Here is a 16,273-nt window from a genome sequence, read left to right on the forward strand (position 1 = left end):
TCAAGCGCGGGGCTTGAAATGCAGCGGCTGCGCCTCGGTCTTCACCGCCGGCGCCGGCCCACAGCTTCCACAGGAACCACAACCGTCACCGCAGCTTCCGGTGGCGGCAGCGGGCTGCATGCGCCGCCCAAGCGCCCGTAACGCCGCCGAGCGGCCCTCATGATTGAGGCTGGCCGAGAATCGCGCCATGACGCGAGTGGATGTCTTCGGCAGCAACTTGCGGAACGCTACATAGGCGGCAAGCAGTACGACCAGTGAAATGATCACGCCCTGGAGGATGTCGAACGTGTTCATGAGAGCGCCCTCGTAATCTGATACGTGGCAAGCGAAGCGAGGTAGGCCAGGCCAAAAAGATAGCCGGCCGCCACCGCGACATTACGCCAGGAGTTCGTTTCGCGACGAATCACCGCCAGCGTCGACATGCACTGTGGCGCGAACACGTACCACGCCAGCAGGGACAACGCCGTCGCCAGCGACCACTGGTGCGAAATGAGCGGCCCGAGCTGCGACGCGACCGCATCGTCGCTACCCGACATGGCATAGACCGTACCGAGCGCGGCCACGGCGACTTCACGCGCAGCAAGTCCCGGCACCAGGGCCACGCAGATCTGCCAGTTGAAGCCGATCGGCGCGAACACGTATTCGAGCAGGCGACCAAGACGACCGGCGATGCTGTAATCGATAGCCGGCTGCGTCGCGCCTTCCGGTGCACCCGGGAAGGTGGACAGGAACCACAGCAGCACGGTGAGCGCGAGGATGATCCCGCCGACCCGCTTGAGGAAGATCAGCGCGCGCTCCCACAGGCCCAGTGCGATGTCGCGCACGTTCGGCAGGCGGTACGACGGCAGCTCCATGATCAGTGCGTGCTCGCTCTTGTCCTTGCGCAGGCGCTTCATCACGAAGGCCACGCCGAGTGCACTGAAGATGCCCGCGAAGTACAGCGTGAACAACACCACGCCCTGCAGGTTGAACACGCCCCACACTGCGCGATCCGGAATGAACGCGGCAATGAGCAGCGTGTACACGGGCAGGCGTGCCGAACAGGTCATCAGCGGCGCGACGAGAATCGTGGTCAGGCGATCTCGCGGATCCTGGATGCTGCGCGTGGCCATGATCCCGGGAATCGCACAGGCGAAGCTCGAGAGCAGCGGGATGAACGCCCTGCCCGTCAGGCCGACGCGGAACATCATCTTGTCGAGCAGGAAGGCGGCACGAGGCAGATAGCCGGACTCCTCGAGCACGAGGATGAAGAGGAAGAGGATGAGGATCTGCGGAAGGAACACCAGCACCGCGCCGAGACCCGCAAACACACCGTCGTTGAGCAGGCTGTGTATGGCGCTATCGCCCGGCAGGAAACCGGTCACCCACGTACCCAGCCCGGTGATGCCAGCCTGGATGCCGTCCATCACGGGCTGCGCCCACGAGAACACGGCCTGGAAGATGAAGAACATCAGCGTGGCGAGGATCAGCAGGCCGAACACCGGATGCAGGGCCCAGCGATCGAGGGCATCGTCGATCGCTGCGGTGTCGCGCGGCAGCTTCACCGTTTCGGCCAGGATCGAACGCACTTCCGCGTGGAGCTGCTCGATGCTGGCGCTGTCGACCTCAGACGGCATTACCTTGGGAACGTGCGTATCGATGCGCTTGACCAATGCTTCGGCACCGCCACGTTTGATCGCGATGGTCTCGACCACAGGTACGCCCAGTCGGCGCGACAGGCCTTCGACATCGATGACCATGCCGCGGCGGCGAGCCGCGTCCATCATGTTGAGCGCCAGCACCACCGGACGCCCAAGACGACGCACTTCAAGCACGAAGCGCAGGTGCAGCCGCAGGTTCGTGGCGTCGGCCACGCAGACGATCAGATCGGGGGCGGCTTCACCCGGATAGCGACCGTGGCAGACGTCGCGCGTGATCGCTTCGTCGGGGCTGGTCGCGTCGAAACTGTAGGCACCCGGCAGGTCGAGCACGTGCAGCGTGCGCCCGGACGGCGCGATGAACCGGCCTTCCTTGCGTTCGACAGTGACGCCGGCGTAATTGGCGACCTTCTGGCGGCCACCCGTGAGCTGGTTGAACAGCGCCGTCTTGCCGCAGTTCGGGTTGCCGACCAGGGCGATACGCATCGAGGTGGCGCTCATGCAGCGCCATCCACGGTCACATCCACCCGCGCCGCCTCGGTTTTACGCAGCGCGAAGCGCGTCGAGCCGATCTGGATCAGGAGGGGATCGCCGCCCAGCGGGCCACGGGCCACCAGGCGTACCGGCTCGCCCGAGACGAAGCCGAGATCACGCAGGCGTTGAGCGATCGGATCAGCGGGATGGGCATCGGTGACGGTCTGAACCACGGCATTTGCACCTTTCGGCGCGTCTGAGAGGCGCACTGGGCTTACTCAAATAAGAACTGTTCGCATTATATGCCTATAGCTAAGCCCCTGCACATCAAGCAAGAAATCGCTGACGGCCACCCGTGCCTACCCCTTATGATCGCCGCCTACGCAACAGCTGCCGAGAGACCTATGTCCGCCGTCCAACTGATCCGCGAGGGGTCCCTCGCCCGCCTGGTCATGAACCGTCCCGACGTCCACAACGCCTTCGACGATGGCCTCATTGCCGAGCTGACCGACGTCCTGGACCGGGTGGAAGGCGACGACACGGTCCGTGCCGTGGTGCTCACCGGCGCCGGGGCCAGTTTTTCCGCGGGTGCCGACCTCAACTGGATGCGCGGCATGGCCAGCGCCAGCGAAGTGGACAACCGCGCTGATTCCCTGCGCCTGGCCACCCTGATGCGCCGCCTGCAGTTCCTCGCCAAGCCGACCATCGCGCGCGTCAACGGCGCGGCCTTCGGTGGCGGCGTCGGCCTGGTCGCCTGCTGCGACATCGCCATCGCGGCCGAGGGGGCTAAATTCGCCCTGTCCGAGGTGAAGCTGGGCCTCGTGCCGGCCGTCATCTCGCCGTACGTCATCGCCGCGATCGGGCTACGCCAGGCGCGCCGGCTGTTCATCACGGGAGAAATCTTCGGAGCCGCCGCCGCCCTGTCCATGGGCCTGGTGCACGAGATGGTCCCGGCCGAGGAGCTCGATGCCGCCGTGGACCGCGTGGTCGGCCTGCTCGGCAAGGGCGGCCCGATCGCCCAGAACGAAGCCAAGCACCTCGCCCTCAACATGGGCGGCATGGAGCTCGAGGCCATGCAGGAAGTCGATGCGACCAACGCCGCACTTATCGCCCGGCTCCGCGTGTCGGCCGAAGGTCAGGCAGGACTCACCGCCTTCCTCGACAAGACCCAGCCAGCGTGGATCGGCTGAACCGCCTGCCCTGCGGGAGCTGTACCACCTGTGGGAGCTGCACCACCTGTGGGAGCCGCTTCAGCGGCGATTGGCCTTGCAGCTAAACCGCTGCGTAGGCTTTTCGCCGCTGAAGCGGCTCCCACATGTACCTATTCGCCGCTGAAGCGGCTCCCACATGTCCTTATCCCAGGACCTTGGGCAGGTCTTTGCCGATCTTTTCCGGTGTGTCGGTCGGGGCGTAGCGCTCGACGACCTGTCCCTCGCGGTCGATGAGGAACTTGGTGAAGTTCCACTTGATGCGCTCGGTACCGAGCAGGCCCTTCTTTTCCGCTTTCATCCACCGATACAGCGGATGCGCGTTGTCACCGTTGACCTCGATCTTCGAGAACATCGGGAAGCTCACGTCGTAGGTGAGCGAACAGAAGTCGCGGATCTCGTTCTCGTCGCCCGGCTCCTGGTGACCGAACTGGTCGCAGGGAAAGCCCAGCACCTCGAAGCCCTGGCCCGCGTACTGCTTCTGCAATTCCTCCAGGCCCTTGTACTGCGGCGTGAAGCCGCACTTGGAGGCGACATTCACCACCAGCAAGGCCTTGCCACGGTACTCCGCGAGCGAACGCTCGTTGCCTTCGATGTCGCGGGCGGAAAAATCGTAGATAGCGGTCATGCGCGTCTCCATACGTGGGTGGAATCCCCGGAGTCTACCCCCGCAACGCCGGCCGTGGCGCGGCTTGGGCTACCATGAGCGCTTTCGTCCCTCCCGGAACCTCCGTGATCCGTTTCGCCGCTGCTTCCAAGTCCTATCAGGTCGACGGAGTCCTCGTTCCCGCACTCGAGCCCATCGACCTGGTGATCGAACGCGGTGAAGTCTTCGGCATCATCGGCCACTCGGGTGCCGGCAAGTCGACCATGCTCCGCCTGATCAACCTCCTCGAGCGCCCTACTGCGGGTCGCATCTTCATTGAGGACAACGACGTCACCCATGCCACGGGTATCGAGCTGCGCAAGCTGCGCGCCGGTATCGGCATGATCTTCCAGCACTTCAACCTGCTCTCCTCGCGCACGGTGGCCGAGAACGTCGCCTTCCCGCTGCGTCTCCAGGGCAATATCTCCGATGGCGAAATCACCGCCAGGGTGGACGAACTGCTGGAGCTGGTCGGCCTCACCGCGCATGCGCGCAAGTATCCCGCCCAGCTTTCCGGTGGCCAGAAGCAGCGCGTCGGCATCGCGCGCGCGCTGGCCAGCCGGCCGTCCATCCTGCTCTGCGACGAAGCCACCAGCGCCCTCGATCCGCAGACCACCGCGTCCGTGCTGGAACTTCTCGCGGACATCAACCGTCGGCTGGGACTCACCATCGTGCTGATCACCCACGAGATGGATGTGATTCGCCGCGTTTGCGATCGCGTCGCCGTGCTCGACGCCGGGCAGATCGTCGAAATGGGCGCCGTCGCCGATGTCTTCCTGCATCCGCGACACACCACCACCCGTCGCTTCGTCGCAGAAGCCGATCATTCTGAAGGGCACGGCCCCGAGTTCTCCGGCGTGGCCGGCCGCCTGTTCCGCCTGTCGTTCCGCGGTGAAGCCACGTATTCGCCCGTGCTCTCCAACGTCGTGCGCGATACGGGCGTCGAGTACAACCTGCTGTCGGGGCGCGTCGACCGGATAAAGGACACCCCGTACGGCCAGCTCACCCTGGCCATGAACGGCGAACGGGTGGACGACGCGCTCATGCAGATCCGTAACGCCGGCGTCGACATCGAAGAGGTGGCCCGATGAGCCCCATGCAGACCCTGTTCCCCAATATCGACTGGGCCGAAATCGGCCAGGCCTGCATCGACACCCTGCTGATGCTCGGTGGCTCGTTGCTGTTCACGGCGCTTCTCGGGTTGCCGCTGGGTATCTGGCTGTTCCTGACGGCGCGCGGACAGCTTCATGCGAAACCGAAGCTTTACGGCCTGCTCTCGCTGGTCGTCAACGTGCTGCGCTCGGTGCCCTTCATCATCCTGATGATCCTGCTGATCCCGGTCACCAAGGCGATTACCGGCGTAAGCATCGGCATCCGCGGCGCCATCGTGCCGCTGGTGATCGGCGCGGCACCGTTCTTTGCCCGCCTGGTCGAAACGGCGCTGCGCGAGGTAGATCGCGGCGTGATCGAAGCCAGCCAGGCCATGGGAGCGACCACCGGGCAGATCGTGACGCGGGTATTGCTACCCGAGGCCCGTGCTGGCCTGATTGCCAGCGCGACGGTCACTGCCGTGGCCCTGGTCGGCTACACGGCCATGGGCGGCATCGTCGGCGCCGGCGGCCTTGGTGCGCTGGCCTACCAGTATGGTTACAACGGATACAAACCCGATTACATGCTGGTCACCGTCGCCCTGCTGGTGGTGCTTGTGCAGATCCTGCAGTCCCTCGGCGACCGCCTGGTTACTCGCTATAGCCGTCGCTGAACGGCGGCGCGGCCGTCTTTGCATCCGGCGGTATGGACGTCTATGCTGGCGCACCGCAACATAAGCCACGGATGCCTCCATGAAGAAGTACCTGCTCCCCCTCGCCGCCTCCCTTGCCATGCTTCTCGTAGGCTGTTCGGGTGGTGATGGCGGCAGCAAGGATGGCTCCGGCGAGGTCACGCTCACCGTGGCGGCCACGCCGGTGCCGCACGCCGAGATCCTCAAGGAGATCAAGCCGCTGCTCGCGAAGCAGGGCGTGAACCTGGAGATCAAGGTGTTCACCGACTACGTGCAACCGAACATGCAGGTGGCGCAGAAGCAGCTGGACGTCAACTTCTTCCAGACCGAACCCTACCTCGATGCCTTCAACAAGGAACGCGGCACCAACCTGGTCAAGGTGGTCGGCGTGCACATCGAGCCGTTCGGCGCTTACTCGAAGAAGTACAAGACCATCGACCAGCTGCCCGACGGCGCCAACGTGGTCATCCCGAACGATCCGAGCAACAACAGCCGTGCGCTGCTGCTGCTCGCGAAGCACGGCCTGATCACGCTGAAGAATCCGAACGATCGTCTGGCCACGTTGAAAGACGTCGCGACAAATCCGAAGAACCTGAAGTTCCGTGAGCTCGAGGCCGCCATGCTGCCGCGCGTGCTCGACGAAGTGGATCTCGCGCTGATCAACACGAACTACGCCCTCGCCGCCGGCATGAGCCCGGTGAAGGACGCCCTGTTGATCGAAGACAAGGATTCCCCGTACGTGAACTTCCTCGTCTCGCGTCCGGACAACAAGGACGATCCGCGCGTTCAGAAGCTCGCCGCCGCCCTTACCTCGCCCGAGGTGAAGGCGTTCATCGAGAAGAACTACAACGGCGCGGTACTGCCGGCGTTCTGAGCCGGCAAGCCGAACACCTTGCGCAGGTACGAGACGTATTCCATGTCGTCGCTCATGTTCTTGCCCGGCGAGTCGGATAGCTTCGCCACAGGCTGACCATTGCAGCGCGTCATCTTGATCACGATGTTGAGCGGCGACGGCCCGACATCGTTGGTCAGGTTGGTACCGACACCGAACGACAGCTGGCAGCGTCCTTCAAAGTGTGAGTACAGGTCCATCACCCGTGGAATATCGAGGCCGTCGCTGAAGACGAGGGTCTTCGTGCGCGGATCGACACGGTTGTGGACGTAGTGCGAAAGCACGCGATCGCCCCAGATGAACGGATCGCCGGAATCATGGCGTGCCCCGTCGAACAGCTTGCAGAAATACATGTCGAAATCGCGCAGGAATGCGTCGAGGCCGTAGACATCGGACAACGCGATACCAAGGTCGCCCCGGTATTCACGGGCCCATGCCTCGAGCGCAGCGGTCTGCGAATCGCGCAACCGTGGCCCCAGAGACTGGAACGCCTGCAGGTACTCATGCGCCATGCTGCCAATCGGCACCAACCCCTGGCGCATGGCGAACCAGACGTTGCTGGTACCGGCAAGATGCGGACCCCACTCGGCCTTCATGATCTGCAGGGCCTCTTCATGCCAGGCGCGGGAGAAGCGCCGGCGCGTGCCGTAATCGGCAATGCGGACCCGGTCGAAGCCCTGGGTGTCGCGCAGCAGGGCGATCTTCGCGCGAAGCCTTGCTCTGCCCTCGTCGAGATCGACCTCAGGATGATTCGCAGCGAAGTAAAGCTCGTTGACGATGGCCAACAATGGCACTTCGAACATGATCGTATGCAGCCACGGACCAGTGATGACGATGTCGATCTCGCCGTCGTGATCAGTGGACGGCGCGATCGTCACGTAACGGGCATTGAGGTGGAATAGCCCGAGGAAGTCGACGAAATCACTGTCGATGAAACGCAGCGTGCGCAGGTAGGCGAGTTCGTCATCGCCGAAGCGAAGCGAGCAGAGATGGTCAAGCTCTTCGCGGATGCGCGTGATCAACGGGACAAGGTCGACGCCCGGCGTACGACAGCGGAAACGGTATTCCACTTCAGCCGCGGGGTATTGATGCAACACCACCTGCATCATGGTGAACTTGTAGAGGTCGGTATCGAGCAGCGACTGGATGATCATGCGGCGGCACCCGTGAGTGCGATCTGCTTGTTTACCGCGTCGATGAACGGCTGCGTCCCTGGCCAGGCGGTAATGCGGCCGAGTTTCTTACCGCGGTGGAACAGGAAGAAGGCGGGAATACCGTGGAGGCCAAAGCGCGTCCCCATCGTCGGATCGTCATAGACGTTGTCGTGCAGCCAGCGCACCTCGGGCCAGACGAAACGCTCGCTGGTCAGGAGGATCTGTCGCTTGGCGATATCGCAATTCGGGCAGTCGCGACCCCAGAGGAACAGGATAGCGATGCGGTTATCGTCCGCAGCGAGGTCGGCATCGAGACCCGCATTGACGACGCGCGTCATCGGGAAGCGCTCGAAGAACTCGGGGACAGTCGTGTCGGCCATGGGTGAATCCGTGATCGGGTCGAAGCCCCGACATGGGGCCGCGCGAGCGATAATCCGATGGTACCGCGACACCGTGTCGCCTCGCCAAGCCAGAAGGACCCCGCCGTGCGCCTGTTGACCGGATTGTTGCTTACCCTCTGCGCCACGCTCTGCCAGGCCGCGACGCTGACCATCGACACAGGCCATGGCGCACGCGCCCTGACCACGGAGCAGTTGCTCGCCCGTCCTGACGTGCGCGAGATCTCGGTGCCCGGTGACGTCTCGTATCGCCGCAGCATGACGTACAGGGCCGTGCCCATGAAGGCGCTCCTCGACGGCGTGGCACCGGATGCCCATCTCCAGTTCACCGCGCTGGATGGCTTCGCGGCCGAGATACCGGCCGGCCTGATCCTCGACTCCCATGGTGCTCAGGCATGGTTGGCGATCGAGCCCCCAGGCAAGCCCTGGCCTGCCCTCGGCGATGGGAAGCCGGGCGCCGGCCCCTTCTACCTGGTGTGGCTGAACCCAGAGGCCGGCCACGTCGGCACCGAGCAATGGCCTTACCAGGTCGCTTCGATCCGTATGCTCGCCGACCCGGCGAGCCGCTTCCCGGCCATGCGCCCTGCCCCCGGTCTTTCGGCAAACGACCCGGTCACGCGAGGCTTCGCCGTCTTCCAGCGCAACTGCATCTCCTGCCATACGCTCAACGGCCAGGGCGATGCGAAGCTCGGACCCGATCTGAATATCCCGCACAGTCCGACCGAGTACCTGCGCGACGACATGCTGCGCACCCTCGTGCGCAACCCGCAGGACATGCGCCACTGGCCGCAGGCCAGGATGCCCGGCTTTAATCGCGAGACGCTGTCGGATGCCGACCTCGACAACCTCGTCGCCTACCTCAAGCACATGGCTAACCGAAAGGCTAAGCCCTGACCAGGCACAATGCCCTGGCTTTTGTGGGAGCCGCTTCAGCGGCGATGGGTGCTCGCGCCGACCTGATCCGCTGCCGCGGGATCGCCGAGAATCGGCTCCCACAGAAATCCGCCCGCCGGCGAACCTAGCGCTTCAGGGCTTGCAGCTGTCGTGTGCGCTCGTCGGGCGATAGCTTCGCCAACGCCGACACCTTCGCGAAAAACAGCGGCCACGCCCTGCCCGACTGGTCGAACAGCGTCGCGAACGATGACGTCCAGGTGTCGTAGAGCCCGAATGGCAGCAACGACGCATTATTCAGCGGCCGCGCCATCCAGCGGTCGTAACGACGGTCGCCACCGGCCTCCCCCGCGCGCCACGCAAGGTACCGCCCGCGGAAATCCTCGAACTCTTCGCCCTTGGCGACACGCTTCGCAGCGTCCGTCCACGGCTGCGCATAGATCGCTTTCAGCCGGTCACGAAGCGCGAGTACTTCTCGCGTAAACGCATGGTCCAGAGCATCGCCGTGCTCGTCCGGCGGTGGCAGGCCACGCGCCTGCCTCCACTCGCGCACGCCTTCCTGCTCGACGAAGCTCGCATAGGATTCGTTGAAGGAGGAATCGTCCTTCACGTAGATCTTCTGGTGCGCCAGCTCGTGGAAGATGGTTCCCACCAGTTCATCGTCGTCCCAACGCATCATGCTGCTCAGGATGGGATCGGCGAACCAACCCAGCGTCGAGTACGCCGGCACCTCGCCTAGCGCCACGTCGTGACCGAGCGACCGTTCGCGCGAGGCCTCACGATCGGCGAAGTCTTTGCGGAAAAAACCGCGGTAGGCCACGCAACCGGCAATGGGGAAACAATGCGTCACCGGCGCCACGGAAAGTTCAGGAGCAGCGAACACGTTCCACGCTACCCACTGCCGGTCCAACTGCACGAAATAGGTGTAGCTGCGGTTATCCGGCAGGTCGAGTTGCTTCGAGGCAAAACGCCGGGCGTCCAGCGCAAGCTCGAGCCGTTGGCGGGTCTTGTCAGGTGTCTTCGGATCCGCGACGACCTTGTCGATGGAGCGGCGTTGCGTGAGCAACGCCGCCTGTCCATGGGTCACGTGCGCGTAATAGCCGAGCGATCGGCAACCAGCGAGCACGGTGATCAGGGCAAGTAAGGCATAGCGCATGCGTGCATTGTGCCTTACCGACCCGCGCGTCAATCGCTCGACCCACCGGTCATCGATTCCAGGACACCATCGCGACGAATCAGCCCGTGCATCAGGGCTGCGCCCATATGGGCCAGGAAGGTCAGGAAGAACAGCCACGCGAGATACCGGTGCGCCTCGCGGAGCCAGGCATACAGCGCCGGGCCGGCAGGCAGGATCGGCGGCAGCTGGAAACCGGACCACAGCGTCACGGGGAAGTTACCCGCCGACAGCATGCCCCAGCCGATCAGCGGCATGGCGATCATCAGGCCATAGAGCATCCAGTGCGACCCATGCGCGGCGAGCTTCTGCCACTCGGGCATATCCGCCGGGAGTGGCGGCGCCTTATGCGTCAGGCGGAATCCGAGACGGATCAGCGCAAGAATGAAGATAGTGATGCCAAGCGGCCGATGGATGGACAACAACCAGGCGTGCTTGGCCTCGACGCTGGTGACCATACCCGCACCGACAAACAACATGGTGAGGATCATGATCGACATCAGCCAGTGGATTACACGGGCAAAGGGGTGGAACGTGTCGACGCGGCTCATCACTTCGTCTCCTTCGGGTGCTCGGTACCCGGGAGATGACCCTCCTCACCGGTACGACGCAGATAGGACACCGCATAGGCCGCCGAACGCGCGACGATGATCGGATCGCCCGATATTTCGATACCGTGCGGCAGGATGGTCGGATCGTAATTGACGTCACGGCAGGGACCGTTCGCCTGCGGCTGCGAGCTGTCGATCACGACGACGCCCGCGTCGATCGTCTGCCGGTCATCCGGCCATGCTTTCGTCGCATCGTCGACGGGGTCGCCGGGAGCGGCGAGAACCATCTGCAGGTGCCAGCGCACCGGGCCCTGGGCCAGGCGCTTCGTCAGGTCGGCGTCGAGATAGTCGGTGTCGCCCGCCGCCGGGCCGCCATCGCCAGTCGCCGGCGTTTCCGGCACAACCTTCCAGCGGACGGCATGGCGCTCGCCATTCGCGTCGCGCAGGTAGAACGCGTTGATGCTCTGGTAGGTCTCGTCGACGTAGCTGGCCGCCGGTTTGGCCGTCTTGATCCAGCCAAGGAACGGGCCTGCTTCCGGGTGACTCATGAAGAAGGCCTTGGCCTTGTCCGGATTCGGCTTGCCCGTGGCCGGATCCGGGCCGGTCGCCACGGTAAGGTCGTAGAACGCCTGCGGCGTGGAAACCGGGAACACCGGCATCGCATTCATGCCCGTGCGCCACTGCTCGCCATCGGCAAGGTCGAAGCGCAGGGCGAAGCTGCGGATGGGGACACTGCTGTCGGCGGCATAAGGATTGCCACCCGGCAGGGCCAGGCGCCCGACCACCGGCGTGCGGCCGCCAGCGAACAACGGGGACGACGAGTACTTGGCCAGCGCGCCACTGGCCTCGAAATAGCCACCGACGCAGATGCCCTTGGCATGGTTTCGCCGGTAGCCGGGGTGGTCGCCACCGGTGGCCTGCAGCGCATTGACGATGCGCTTCGGCGTAAGTCGCGATGGCGTCAGCCAGCCGCCCACGTAGGCAAATGCCCCCGCAACGACTACAACGACAAGGCCTATCAGTGCCCAACGTCCGGCCAAATTGGCCGGCGGGGGTCGCTTCTTGGGTTCTTGCATGGTCCTGCTCCTTCCCGCGGGATCGCGTTTCCAGTGTGGGACGTACGTCCACGACTTTTATTCCCTTCCGAAGGAATAATCTTCCCCGGACGGCGTCTGACAGTGATGGAACGCCCCAGGTACGAGGCCCGGCATGTCCGACCCGCGAATCGATGAAGCCCTTCGCCCGCTGCTGCCGCGCTTGCGGCGCTTCGCGCTATGGCTCGCTCGCGACCCCCACGCGGCGGACGACCTGGTTCAGTCGACGGTTGAGCGCGCCCTGTCGAAATGGACGTCACGCCGTGAAGACGAGAGTCTGCGCGCCTGGCTCTTCGCGATCTTGTACCGCCTGTTCCTTGACGGGAAGCGTCGTGCCAGCCGATACGCCCGGCTCCTCGGCAGCCTGCACCAGGACGAACCCACCTGGCCCTCGGCCGAGCGCGTTGCCATCGCCCACTCCACACTCGCCGCCTTTGCCGGCCTGCCAGTGGAACAACGCAGCCTGCTGTTGTGGATCACCGTCGAGGGCATGAGCTACCAGGAAGTGGCCGACATCCTCGAGATCCCCATCGGCACAGTCATGTCCCGACTTTCCCGCGCCCGCCGGGCCCTGCGCCTGCTCGGCGAAGGCGGCAGCACGGAAACCCCCCCCCTGCGACTGTTGAAATGAACACGACGCCTCCCAGCGAACACGACATCCATGCCTACGTAGACGGCCACCTCGACGGCCCGCGGCGTGGCGAGGTGGAGCGTTACCTTAGCCGGCACCCCGAGCGCGCCGAGGAGGTCCACGCGTGGCGGCAGGATGCCCAGCAACTGCGCACGCTGCTTGCAGGTGATCTGGGCACGGCACCATCCAGGGAAGACGCGATGGACCCTGCCGTGGTCCGCCAGCGGCGCGACAGGCGCCGCCTGAGCCGCGCGGCCATGGCGGCGGGTCTGGTGCTGTGCCTGGCTCTCGGCGGCATCGGTGGCTGGGTCGGACGCGGCATGGGAACCGGCGGCATCGCTCCGATGGCAGATGCCATGCAGGCCTACCAGTTGCTCGCCGTCGATCACGGCGTGGGCATGGACATCACGACCGGCAACGAAGGCGACCTGCGCGCCTGGCTGGCCGGCCGTGTCGGTGCCACCGTGCACCTGCCCGACCTCGCCGATGCCGGATTCCGGCCCATGGGGGGAAGGCTCTTCGCCACGGACCAGGGCCCGGCGGCCATGGTCCTTTACGACGACGGCAACGGCCACACGGTGAGCTTCTACGTGCGGCCGCCGGGCGCCGCCCGCCGCCTGCTGCCTCGCGGAGAACGCGAAGACAACGGCCTGCTGGCCAATTACTGGTCGGACGGCTGGCACAACTACGCGGTAGTAGCCCTGGCCGACGCCGCCGGCCGGGCCGCGGCGCAACGCATCGTCGTCAAAGCCATCTGAGCTGCGCGAGCCGCTTCCTGCGTGAGCCGCTTCCTGCGTGAGCCGCTTCCTGTGGGAGCCGCTTCCTGTGGGAGCCGCTTCAGCGGCGATTGGGTGCTCGCCGTGAGCTGGCCCGCTGCCGCGGAATCGCCGCTGAAGCGGCTCCCACATCGCCGCTGAAGCGGCTCCCACATCGCCGATGAATCGGCTCCTTCAAAGGGCTTCGCCGATGAATCGGCTCCTACAGGTCCGCATTACTTCTCGTGCAATTCGCCCGAGTGCAGTTCCAGCGTGCGATCCATTTTCCCGGCAAGACGTGAGTCGTGCGTTACCAGTACGAAACTCGTGCCTATCTCACGATTGAGCTCGACCATCAGCTCGTAAACCGCCGCCGCATTGGCTTCATCGAGGTTGCCGGTCGGCTCGTCACCGAGCACGCAAGCCGGCCGCGTCACCAGCGCACGCGCCACCGCGCAGCGCTGACGTTCGCCACCGGACATCTCAGCCGGACGATGCCGCAGACGAGCACTCAACCCCACGCGATCGAGCAAAGCCGTCGCTTCCTTCTGTGCCTGGGAAATCGACACGCCGCGAATCAACAGCGGCATGCACACGTTCTCCAGCGCGGTGAACTCAGGCAACAGATGATGGAACTGGTAAATGAAGCCAAGCGAGCGATTGCGCTCGCGACCACGCTCGGCATCCGACAACTCGGAAAGCACGCGGCCGTTCACCTCGACCTTGCCGGCCGTCAACGTGTCCAGACCGCCAATGATGTGCAGCAGGGTCGACTTGCCCGAGCCGGATGCACCGACGATGGACATCGTCTCACCGCGACGCAGGGCGAAGTTCACGTTGGACAGCACGCCCGTGCGCAGGTCGCCCTCCTCGTAGACCTTGGCGACGCCCGTAGCGCGCAGCACGATGTCGTCGTTGGGCTTATTCATAACGGAGCGCCTGGGCAGGCTGCGTGCGCGAGGCGCGCCACGCGGGGTAAAGCGTGGCCAGCAGGGAGAAGAGGAAGGTAATCAGCACCACCCAGCCCACGTCGGACCACAGCAGCTGGCTGGGAAGTTCGCTGATGTAGTACACGTCCGGCGAGAGGAAGGTCTGCCCGGTGACGTGCTCGACCCACTTGACGATAACCGGCAGGTTGAGCGAGAGCACCGCACCAAGAAACACGCCGAAACCGATGCCGACGATACCGACCAGGATGCCCTGGACCATGAACATGCCCATGATGCTACGCGGCGTGGAACCCAGCGTGCGCAGAATGGCGATATCGGCCTGCTTGTCGGTAACCAGCATCATCAGCATCGAGATCAGGTTGATCACGGCGACAAGGATAATCAGCGACAGGATCACGAACATCACCGTCTTCTCCATGTCGATCGCACGGAAGAAGTTGGCGTGGGTATCCATCCAGGTTTCGACGCGGTACGCCTGGCCGAGCTTGTTCACCAGCTCCTGTGCCACCGGCCAGGCCTGGCGCATATCGTCCAGCTTGATGCGGATCCCCGTGGGGCCTTCAAGGCCGTTGAGCCGTTCGGCATCGGGCATCGACACGAGCGCGAGGTTCGCGTCGTACTCCTGCATGCCCAACTCGAAGATGCCGCTCACGGTGAAGCTGCGCAACTTGGGCACCGCGCCCATCGGCGTGGCAGTGAACTGCGGCACGACCACGGTGAGCTTGTCGCCCACGTTCACGCCCAGCGTGAGGGCCAGCTCACGACCCAGGATGATCTTCCAGCTGCGGTCGGTGAGATCCGACATCTTGCCTTCGACCATGTGCTTGTCGAGGTCGGAGACATTCGGCTCCATCGACGGCACCACGCCACGGATAAGCGCACCGCTGGGACGCTTCGCCTGCAGGAACGCCTGGGTCTCGACGTAGGGCGCGGCGCCGAGCACGTGCTTCGTACCCTCGGCCGTCTTGACCGCGGTCTGCCAGTTCTGCACGGTCTCGTCGATGCCGGACACGGTGACGTGTGACACCGCGCCGAGGATGCGCGTCCGCAATTCACTGTCAAAGCCGTTCATCACGGACATAACCGTGATGAGCGCGGTGACGCTGATCGCGATGCAGACGATCGAGACCGTCGAGATGAACGAGATGAACTGGTTGCGACGCTTGGCGCGCGTGTAGCGCAGTCCGATAAAGAGTTCGAGGGGTCTGAACATACCTGTCGATCGCAGCCTGTAAGGAGGGAGCCCGCCACGAAAGGCATGCACCGCGCGGCAGAGTGCCCGATGCCGCCGGTTCCGGCAAGTTGGTGGGTCTCAGCGCGCCGCCGAGAGGCGGGCCCTGAGGACCCGCAGATGCTCTGCGTCGGTGTTATCGGGCAACAGGGCTACGTGCCCTGCCCGGCCATTCCAGCGGAAATGCAGGAAGACCGAGGTTCCGACCACGCGCGAGGCCACGAGTTCGGCCGGAAACGAGCGTCCGGAGCGCTCCCGAACGGTCCAGAGCCCATCGAAGGCCCATTCCAGTACCTGCAACTCCGGGCTGCGACCATGCGCCGCACGCCCCAGGCCAACGGCCAGGATCAGGCCGGACAGCGCAAGACGAGCGATCCAGGGAAGCGAGGTGAACAGCGGAGCGATCGTCGCGAGCGCGACGATCAGAAGTACGAAACGGCTCAGAAGTGGCGACGGCCGGACGTCAAAGCTGATGCCGCGTGCGAATTTCATCGATGATGACCTGCCAGTCGTCGCGGGTGGCGCGGGCATGACCCATCACCCAATCCCAGAGATCGGGATCCTGCACGTCCAGCAGTTCGTCGAATGCCGTCCGTTTCGCCTCATCGGCGTCGGCGTAGCGCTCATCCAGCCAGCCACCAAACAGGCGATCGAGCTCACGCGTCCCCCGGCGGGTCCGCCAGCGCAGGCGTTTGAGGCGGGCTTCTTCCATCAGCGTGTTATCTGTGGGAGCCGCTTCAGCGGCGATAGGGTGCTTGCAACACCCTGGAGGCCGCTCCGCGGCCATCGCCGATGAATCGGCTCCCA

The 16,273-nt window shown here is 64.6% G+C and carries 20 protein-coding genes; 7 read left to right on the forward strand and 13 right to left on the reverse strand.

Features of this window, described 5'->3' with window-relative positions:
• The 3 genes from ACVWWJ_RS14055 to ACVWWJ_RS14065 are packed head-to-tail and all read right to left on the reverse strand — an operon-like array spanning position 1 to position 2,380.
• Positions 1-294, reverse strand: coding sequence for a DUF6587 family protein (locus ACVWWJ_RS14055; protein ID WP_456968368.1), 294 nt, complete (start codon positions 292-294; stop codon positions 1-3).
• Positions 291-2,138, reverse strand: a complete 1,848-nt coding sequence (feoB, locus tag ACVWWJ_RS14060; RefSeq protein WP_159893251.1) for a ferrous iron transporter B — start codon at positions 2,136-2,138, stop codon at positions 291-293. Before feoB ends, ACVWWJ_RS14055 begins: the two co-directional genes overlap by 4 nt.
• On the reverse strand, positions 2,135-2,380 hold the full coding sequence (locus ACVWWJ_RS14065; protein ID WP_159893253.1) for a FeoA family protein: 246 nt from the start codon (positions 2,378-2,380) through the stop codon (positions 2,135-2,137). Before ACVWWJ_RS14065 ends, feoB begins: the two co-directional genes overlap by 4 nt.
• A 135-nt stretch (positions 2,381-2,515) precedes the next feature.
• Here ACVWWJ_RS14065 and ACVWWJ_RS14070 point away from each other — a divergent pair, with 135 nt between their 5' ends.
• Complete coding sequence (locus ACVWWJ_RS14070) at positions 2,516-3,301, forward strand: enoyl-CoA hydratase-related protein (protein ID WP_456968369.1); 786 nt, start codon at positions 2,516-2,518, stop codon at positions 3,299-3,301.
• A 163-nt stretch (positions 3,302-3,464) separates the two neighbouring features.
• Here ACVWWJ_RS14070 and ACVWWJ_RS14075 read toward each other — a convergent pair whose 3' ends face one another.
• Entirely contained in the window at positions 3,465-3,947 is a 483-nt protein-coding gene (locus ACVWWJ_RS14075; protein WP_456968370.1) for a glutathione peroxidase, read from the reverse strand.
• 104 nt (positions 3,948-4,051) lie between these two features.
• Between ACVWWJ_RS14075 and ACVWWJ_RS14080 the strand changes: the two genes are divergently transcribed.
• The 3 genes from ACVWWJ_RS14080 to ACVWWJ_RS14090 all read left to right on the forward strand — a co-directional run bounded on the left by ACVWWJ_RS14080 (position 4,052) and on the right by ACVWWJ_RS14090 (position 6,619).
• Positions 4,052-5,056 carry a methionine ABC transporter ATP-binding protein gene (locus ACVWWJ_RS14080; RefSeq protein WP_456968371.1) on the forward strand — a complete coding sequence of 335 codons (1,005 nt, stop codon included), beginning with the start codon at positions 4,052-4,054 and terminating at the stop codon, positions 5,054-5,056.
• Positions 5,053-5,727: a methionine ABC transporter permease gene (locus ACVWWJ_RS14085; protein WP_159893261.1), complete on the forward strand. Its 675-nt coding sequence runs from the start codon at positions 5,053-5,055 to the stop codon at positions 5,725-5,727. Before ACVWWJ_RS14080 ends, ACVWWJ_RS14085 begins: the two co-directional genes overlap by 4 nt.
• Positions 5,728-5,806: 79 nt before the next feature.
• Complete coding sequence (locus ACVWWJ_RS14090; RefSeq protein WP_456968372.1) at positions 5,807-6,619, forward strand: MetQ/NlpA family ABC transporter substrate-binding protein; 813 nt, start codon at positions 5,807-5,809, stop codon at positions 6,617-6,619.
• Here ACVWWJ_RS14090 and pncB read toward each other — a convergent pair.
• Together pncB and ACVWWJ_RS14100 are read right to left on the reverse strand one after the other, a co-directional pair.
• Positions 6,589-7,791 (reverse strand): nicotinate phosphoribosyltransferase, encoded by a 1,203-nt coding sequence (gene pncB / locus ACVWWJ_RS14095; RefSeq protein WP_159893265.1) that lies wholly within the window; start codon positions 7,789-7,791, stop codon positions 6,589-6,591. The genes ACVWWJ_RS14090 and pncB overlap by 31 nt on opposite strands.
• Positions 7,788-8,171: a thioredoxin family protein gene (locus ACVWWJ_RS14100; protein ID WP_456968373.1), complete on the reverse strand. Its 384-nt coding sequence runs from the start codon at positions 8,169-8,171 to the stop codon at positions 7,788-7,790. The genes pncB and ACVWWJ_RS14100 overlap by 4 nt, the downstream gene beginning before the upstream one ends.
• Before the next feature lie 105 nt (positions 8,172-8,276).
• Here ACVWWJ_RS14100 and ACVWWJ_RS14105 point away from each other — a divergent pair, with 105 nt between their 5' ends.
• Complete coding sequence (locus tag ACVWWJ_RS14105; RefSeq protein WP_456968374.1) at positions 8,277-9,083, forward strand: c-type cytochrome; 807 nt, start codon at positions 8,277-8,279, stop codon at positions 9,081-9,083.
• 124 nt (positions 9,084-9,207) lie between these two features.
• On the opposite strand, the gene ACVWWJ_RS14110 is transcribed toward ACVWWJ_RS14105, so the two are convergent.
• Genes ACVWWJ_RS14110 through ACVWWJ_RS14120 form a run of 3 tightly spaced genes read right to left on the reverse strand, consistent with a single transcriptional unit; the run spans position 9,208 to position 11,881 of the window.
• Positions 9,208-10,236, reverse strand: coding sequence for an aminopeptidase (locus tag ACVWWJ_RS14110; RefSeq protein ID WP_456968375.1), 1,029 nt, complete (start codon positions 10,234-10,236; stop codon positions 9,208-9,210).
• Between the two features lie 29 nt (positions 10,237-10,265).
• A complete protein-coding gene (locus tag ACVWWJ_RS14115; RefSeq protein ID WP_159893273.1) occupies positions 10,266-10,805 on the reverse strand; it encodes a cytochrome b in 540 nt (179 codons plus the stop codon).
• A complete protein-coding gene (locus ACVWWJ_RS14120; protein ID WP_159893275.1) occupies positions 10,805-11,881 on the reverse strand; it encodes a catalase family peroxidase in 1,077 nt (358 codons plus the stop codon). Before ACVWWJ_RS14120 ends, ACVWWJ_RS14115 begins: the two co-directional genes overlap by 1 nt.
• A 133-nt stretch (positions 11,882-12,014) precedes the next feature.
• On the opposite strand from ACVWWJ_RS14120, the gene ACVWWJ_RS14125 reads away from it, so the two are divergent.
• Both ACVWWJ_RS14125 and ACVWWJ_RS14130 read left to right on the forward strand, forming a co-directional pair.
• Positions 12,015-12,530 (forward strand): RNA polymerase sigma factor, encoded by a 516-nt coding sequence (locus ACVWWJ_RS14125; RefSeq protein ID WP_456968376.1) that lies wholly within the window; start codon positions 12,015-12,017, stop codon positions 12,528-12,530.
• Complete coding sequence (locus tag ACVWWJ_RS14130) at positions 12,527-13,288, forward strand: anti-sigma factor family protein (protein WP_456968378.1); 762 nt, start codon at positions 12,527-12,529, stop codon at positions 13,286-13,288. Before ACVWWJ_RS14125 ends, ACVWWJ_RS14130 begins: the two co-directional genes overlap by 4 nt.
• 233 nt (positions 13,289-13,521) lie before the next feature.
• Here the strand turns inward: ACVWWJ_RS14130 and lolD are convergent, their stop codons facing one another.
• The 4 genes from lolD to ACVWWJ_RS14150 form a co-directional block, all read right to left on the reverse strand.
• On the reverse strand, positions 13,522-14,214 hold the full coding sequence (lolD, locus tag ACVWWJ_RS14135) for a lipoprotein-releasing ABC transporter ATP-binding protein LolD (RefSeq protein WP_456968379.1): 693 nt from the start codon (positions 14,212-14,214) through the stop codon (positions 13,522-13,524).
• Positions 14,207-15,448, reverse strand: coding sequence for a lipoprotein-releasing ABC transporter permease subunit (locus ACVWWJ_RS14140; RefSeq protein WP_159893283.1), 1,242 nt, complete (start codon positions 15,446-15,448; stop codon positions 14,207-14,209). Before ACVWWJ_RS14140 ends, lolD begins: the two co-directional genes overlap by 8 nt.
• Before the next feature lie 99 nt (positions 15,449-15,547).
• Positions 15,548-15,958, reverse strand: a complete 411-nt coding sequence (locus ACVWWJ_RS14145; RefSeq protein WP_456968380.1) for a hypothetical protein — start codon at positions 15,956-15,958, stop codon at positions 15,548-15,550.
• Complete coding sequence (locus ACVWWJ_RS14150) at positions 15,930-16,178, reverse strand: FAD assembly factor SdhE (protein WP_456968381.1); 249 nt, start codon at positions 16,176-16,178, stop codon at positions 15,930-15,932. Before ACVWWJ_RS14150 ends, ACVWWJ_RS14145 begins: the two co-directional genes overlap by 29 nt.
• Positions 16,179-16,273: the final 95 nt, after the last annotated feature.

The organism is Luteibacter sp. HA06 (assembly GCF_054061215.1).

What these genes read in the sequence shown, in the direction of transcription:
- ACVWWJ_RS14055 (WP_456968368.1), bottom strand. Translation starts at nt 294, where the DNA reads ATGAACACGTTCGACATCCTCCAGGGCGTGATCATTTCACTGGTCGTA.
- feoB (WP_159893251.1), bottom strand. Translation starts at nt 2,138, where the DNA reads ATGAGCGCCACCTCGATGCGTATCGCCCTGGTCGGCAACCCGAACTGC.
- ACVWWJ_RS14070 (WP_456968369.1), top strand. Translation starts at nt 2,516, where the DNA reads ATGTCCGCCGTCCAACTGATCCGCGAGGGGTCCCTCGCCCGCCTGGTC.
- ACVWWJ_RS14075 (WP_456968370.1), bottom strand. Translation starts at nt 3,947, where the DNA reads ATGACCGCTATCTACGATTTTTCCGCCCGCGACATCGAAGGCAACGAG.
- ACVWWJ_RS14085 (WP_159893261.1), top strand. Translation starts at nt 5,053, where the DNA reads ATGAGCCCCATGCAGACCCTGTTCCCCAATATCGACTGGGCCGAAATC.
- ACVWWJ_RS14090 (WP_456968372.1), top strand. Translation starts at nt 5,807, where the DNA reads ATGAAGAAGTACCTGCTCCCCCTCGCCGCCTCCCTTGCCATGCTTCTC.
- pncB (WP_159893265.1), bottom strand. Translation starts at nt 7,791, where the DNA reads ATGATCATCCAGTCGCTGCTCGATACCGACCTCTACAAGTTCACCATG.
- ACVWWJ_RS14100 (WP_456968373.1), bottom strand. Translation starts at nt 8,171, where the DNA reads ATGGCCGACACGACTGTCCCCGAGTTCTTCGAGCGCTTCCCGATGACG.
- ACVWWJ_RS14110 (WP_456968375.1), bottom strand. Translation starts at nt 10,236, where the DNA reads ATGCGCTATGCCTTACTTGCCCTGATCACCGTGCTCGCTGGTTGCCGA.
- ACVWWJ_RS14115 (WP_159893273.1), bottom strand. Translation starts at nt 10,805, where the DNA reads ATGAGCCGCGTCGACACGTTCCACCCCTTTGCCCGTGTAATCCACTGG.
- ACVWWJ_RS14120 (WP_159893275.1), bottom strand. Translation starts at nt 11,881, where the DNA reads ATGCAAGAACCCAAGAAGCGACCCCCGCCGGCCAATTTGGCCGGACGT.
- ACVWWJ_RS14125 (WP_456968376.1), top strand. Translation starts at nt 12,015, where the DNA reads ATGTCCGACCCGCGAATCGATGAAGCCCTTCGCCCGCTGCTGCCGCGC.
- ACVWWJ_RS14130 (WP_456968378.1), top strand. Translation starts at nt 12,527, where the DNA reads ATGAACACGACGCCTCCCAGCGAACACGACATCCATGCCTACGTAGAC.
- lolD (WP_456968379.1), bottom strand. Translation starts at nt 14,214, where the DNA reads ATGAATAAGCCCAACGACGACATCGTGCTGCGCGCTACGGGCGTCGCC.
- ACVWWJ_RS14140 (WP_159893283.1), bottom strand. Translation starts at nt 15,448, where the DNA reads ATGTTCAGACCCCTCGAACTCTTTATCGGACTGCGCTACACGCGCGCC.
- ACVWWJ_RS14145 (WP_456968380.1), bottom strand. Translation starts at nt 15,958, where the DNA reads ATGAAATTCGCACGCGGCATCAGCTTTGACGTCCGGCCGTCGCCACTT.
- ACVWWJ_RS14150 (WP_456968381.1), bottom strand. Translation starts at nt 16,178, where the DNA reads ATGGAAGAAGCCCGCCTCAAACGCCTGCGCTGGCGGACCCGCCGGGGG.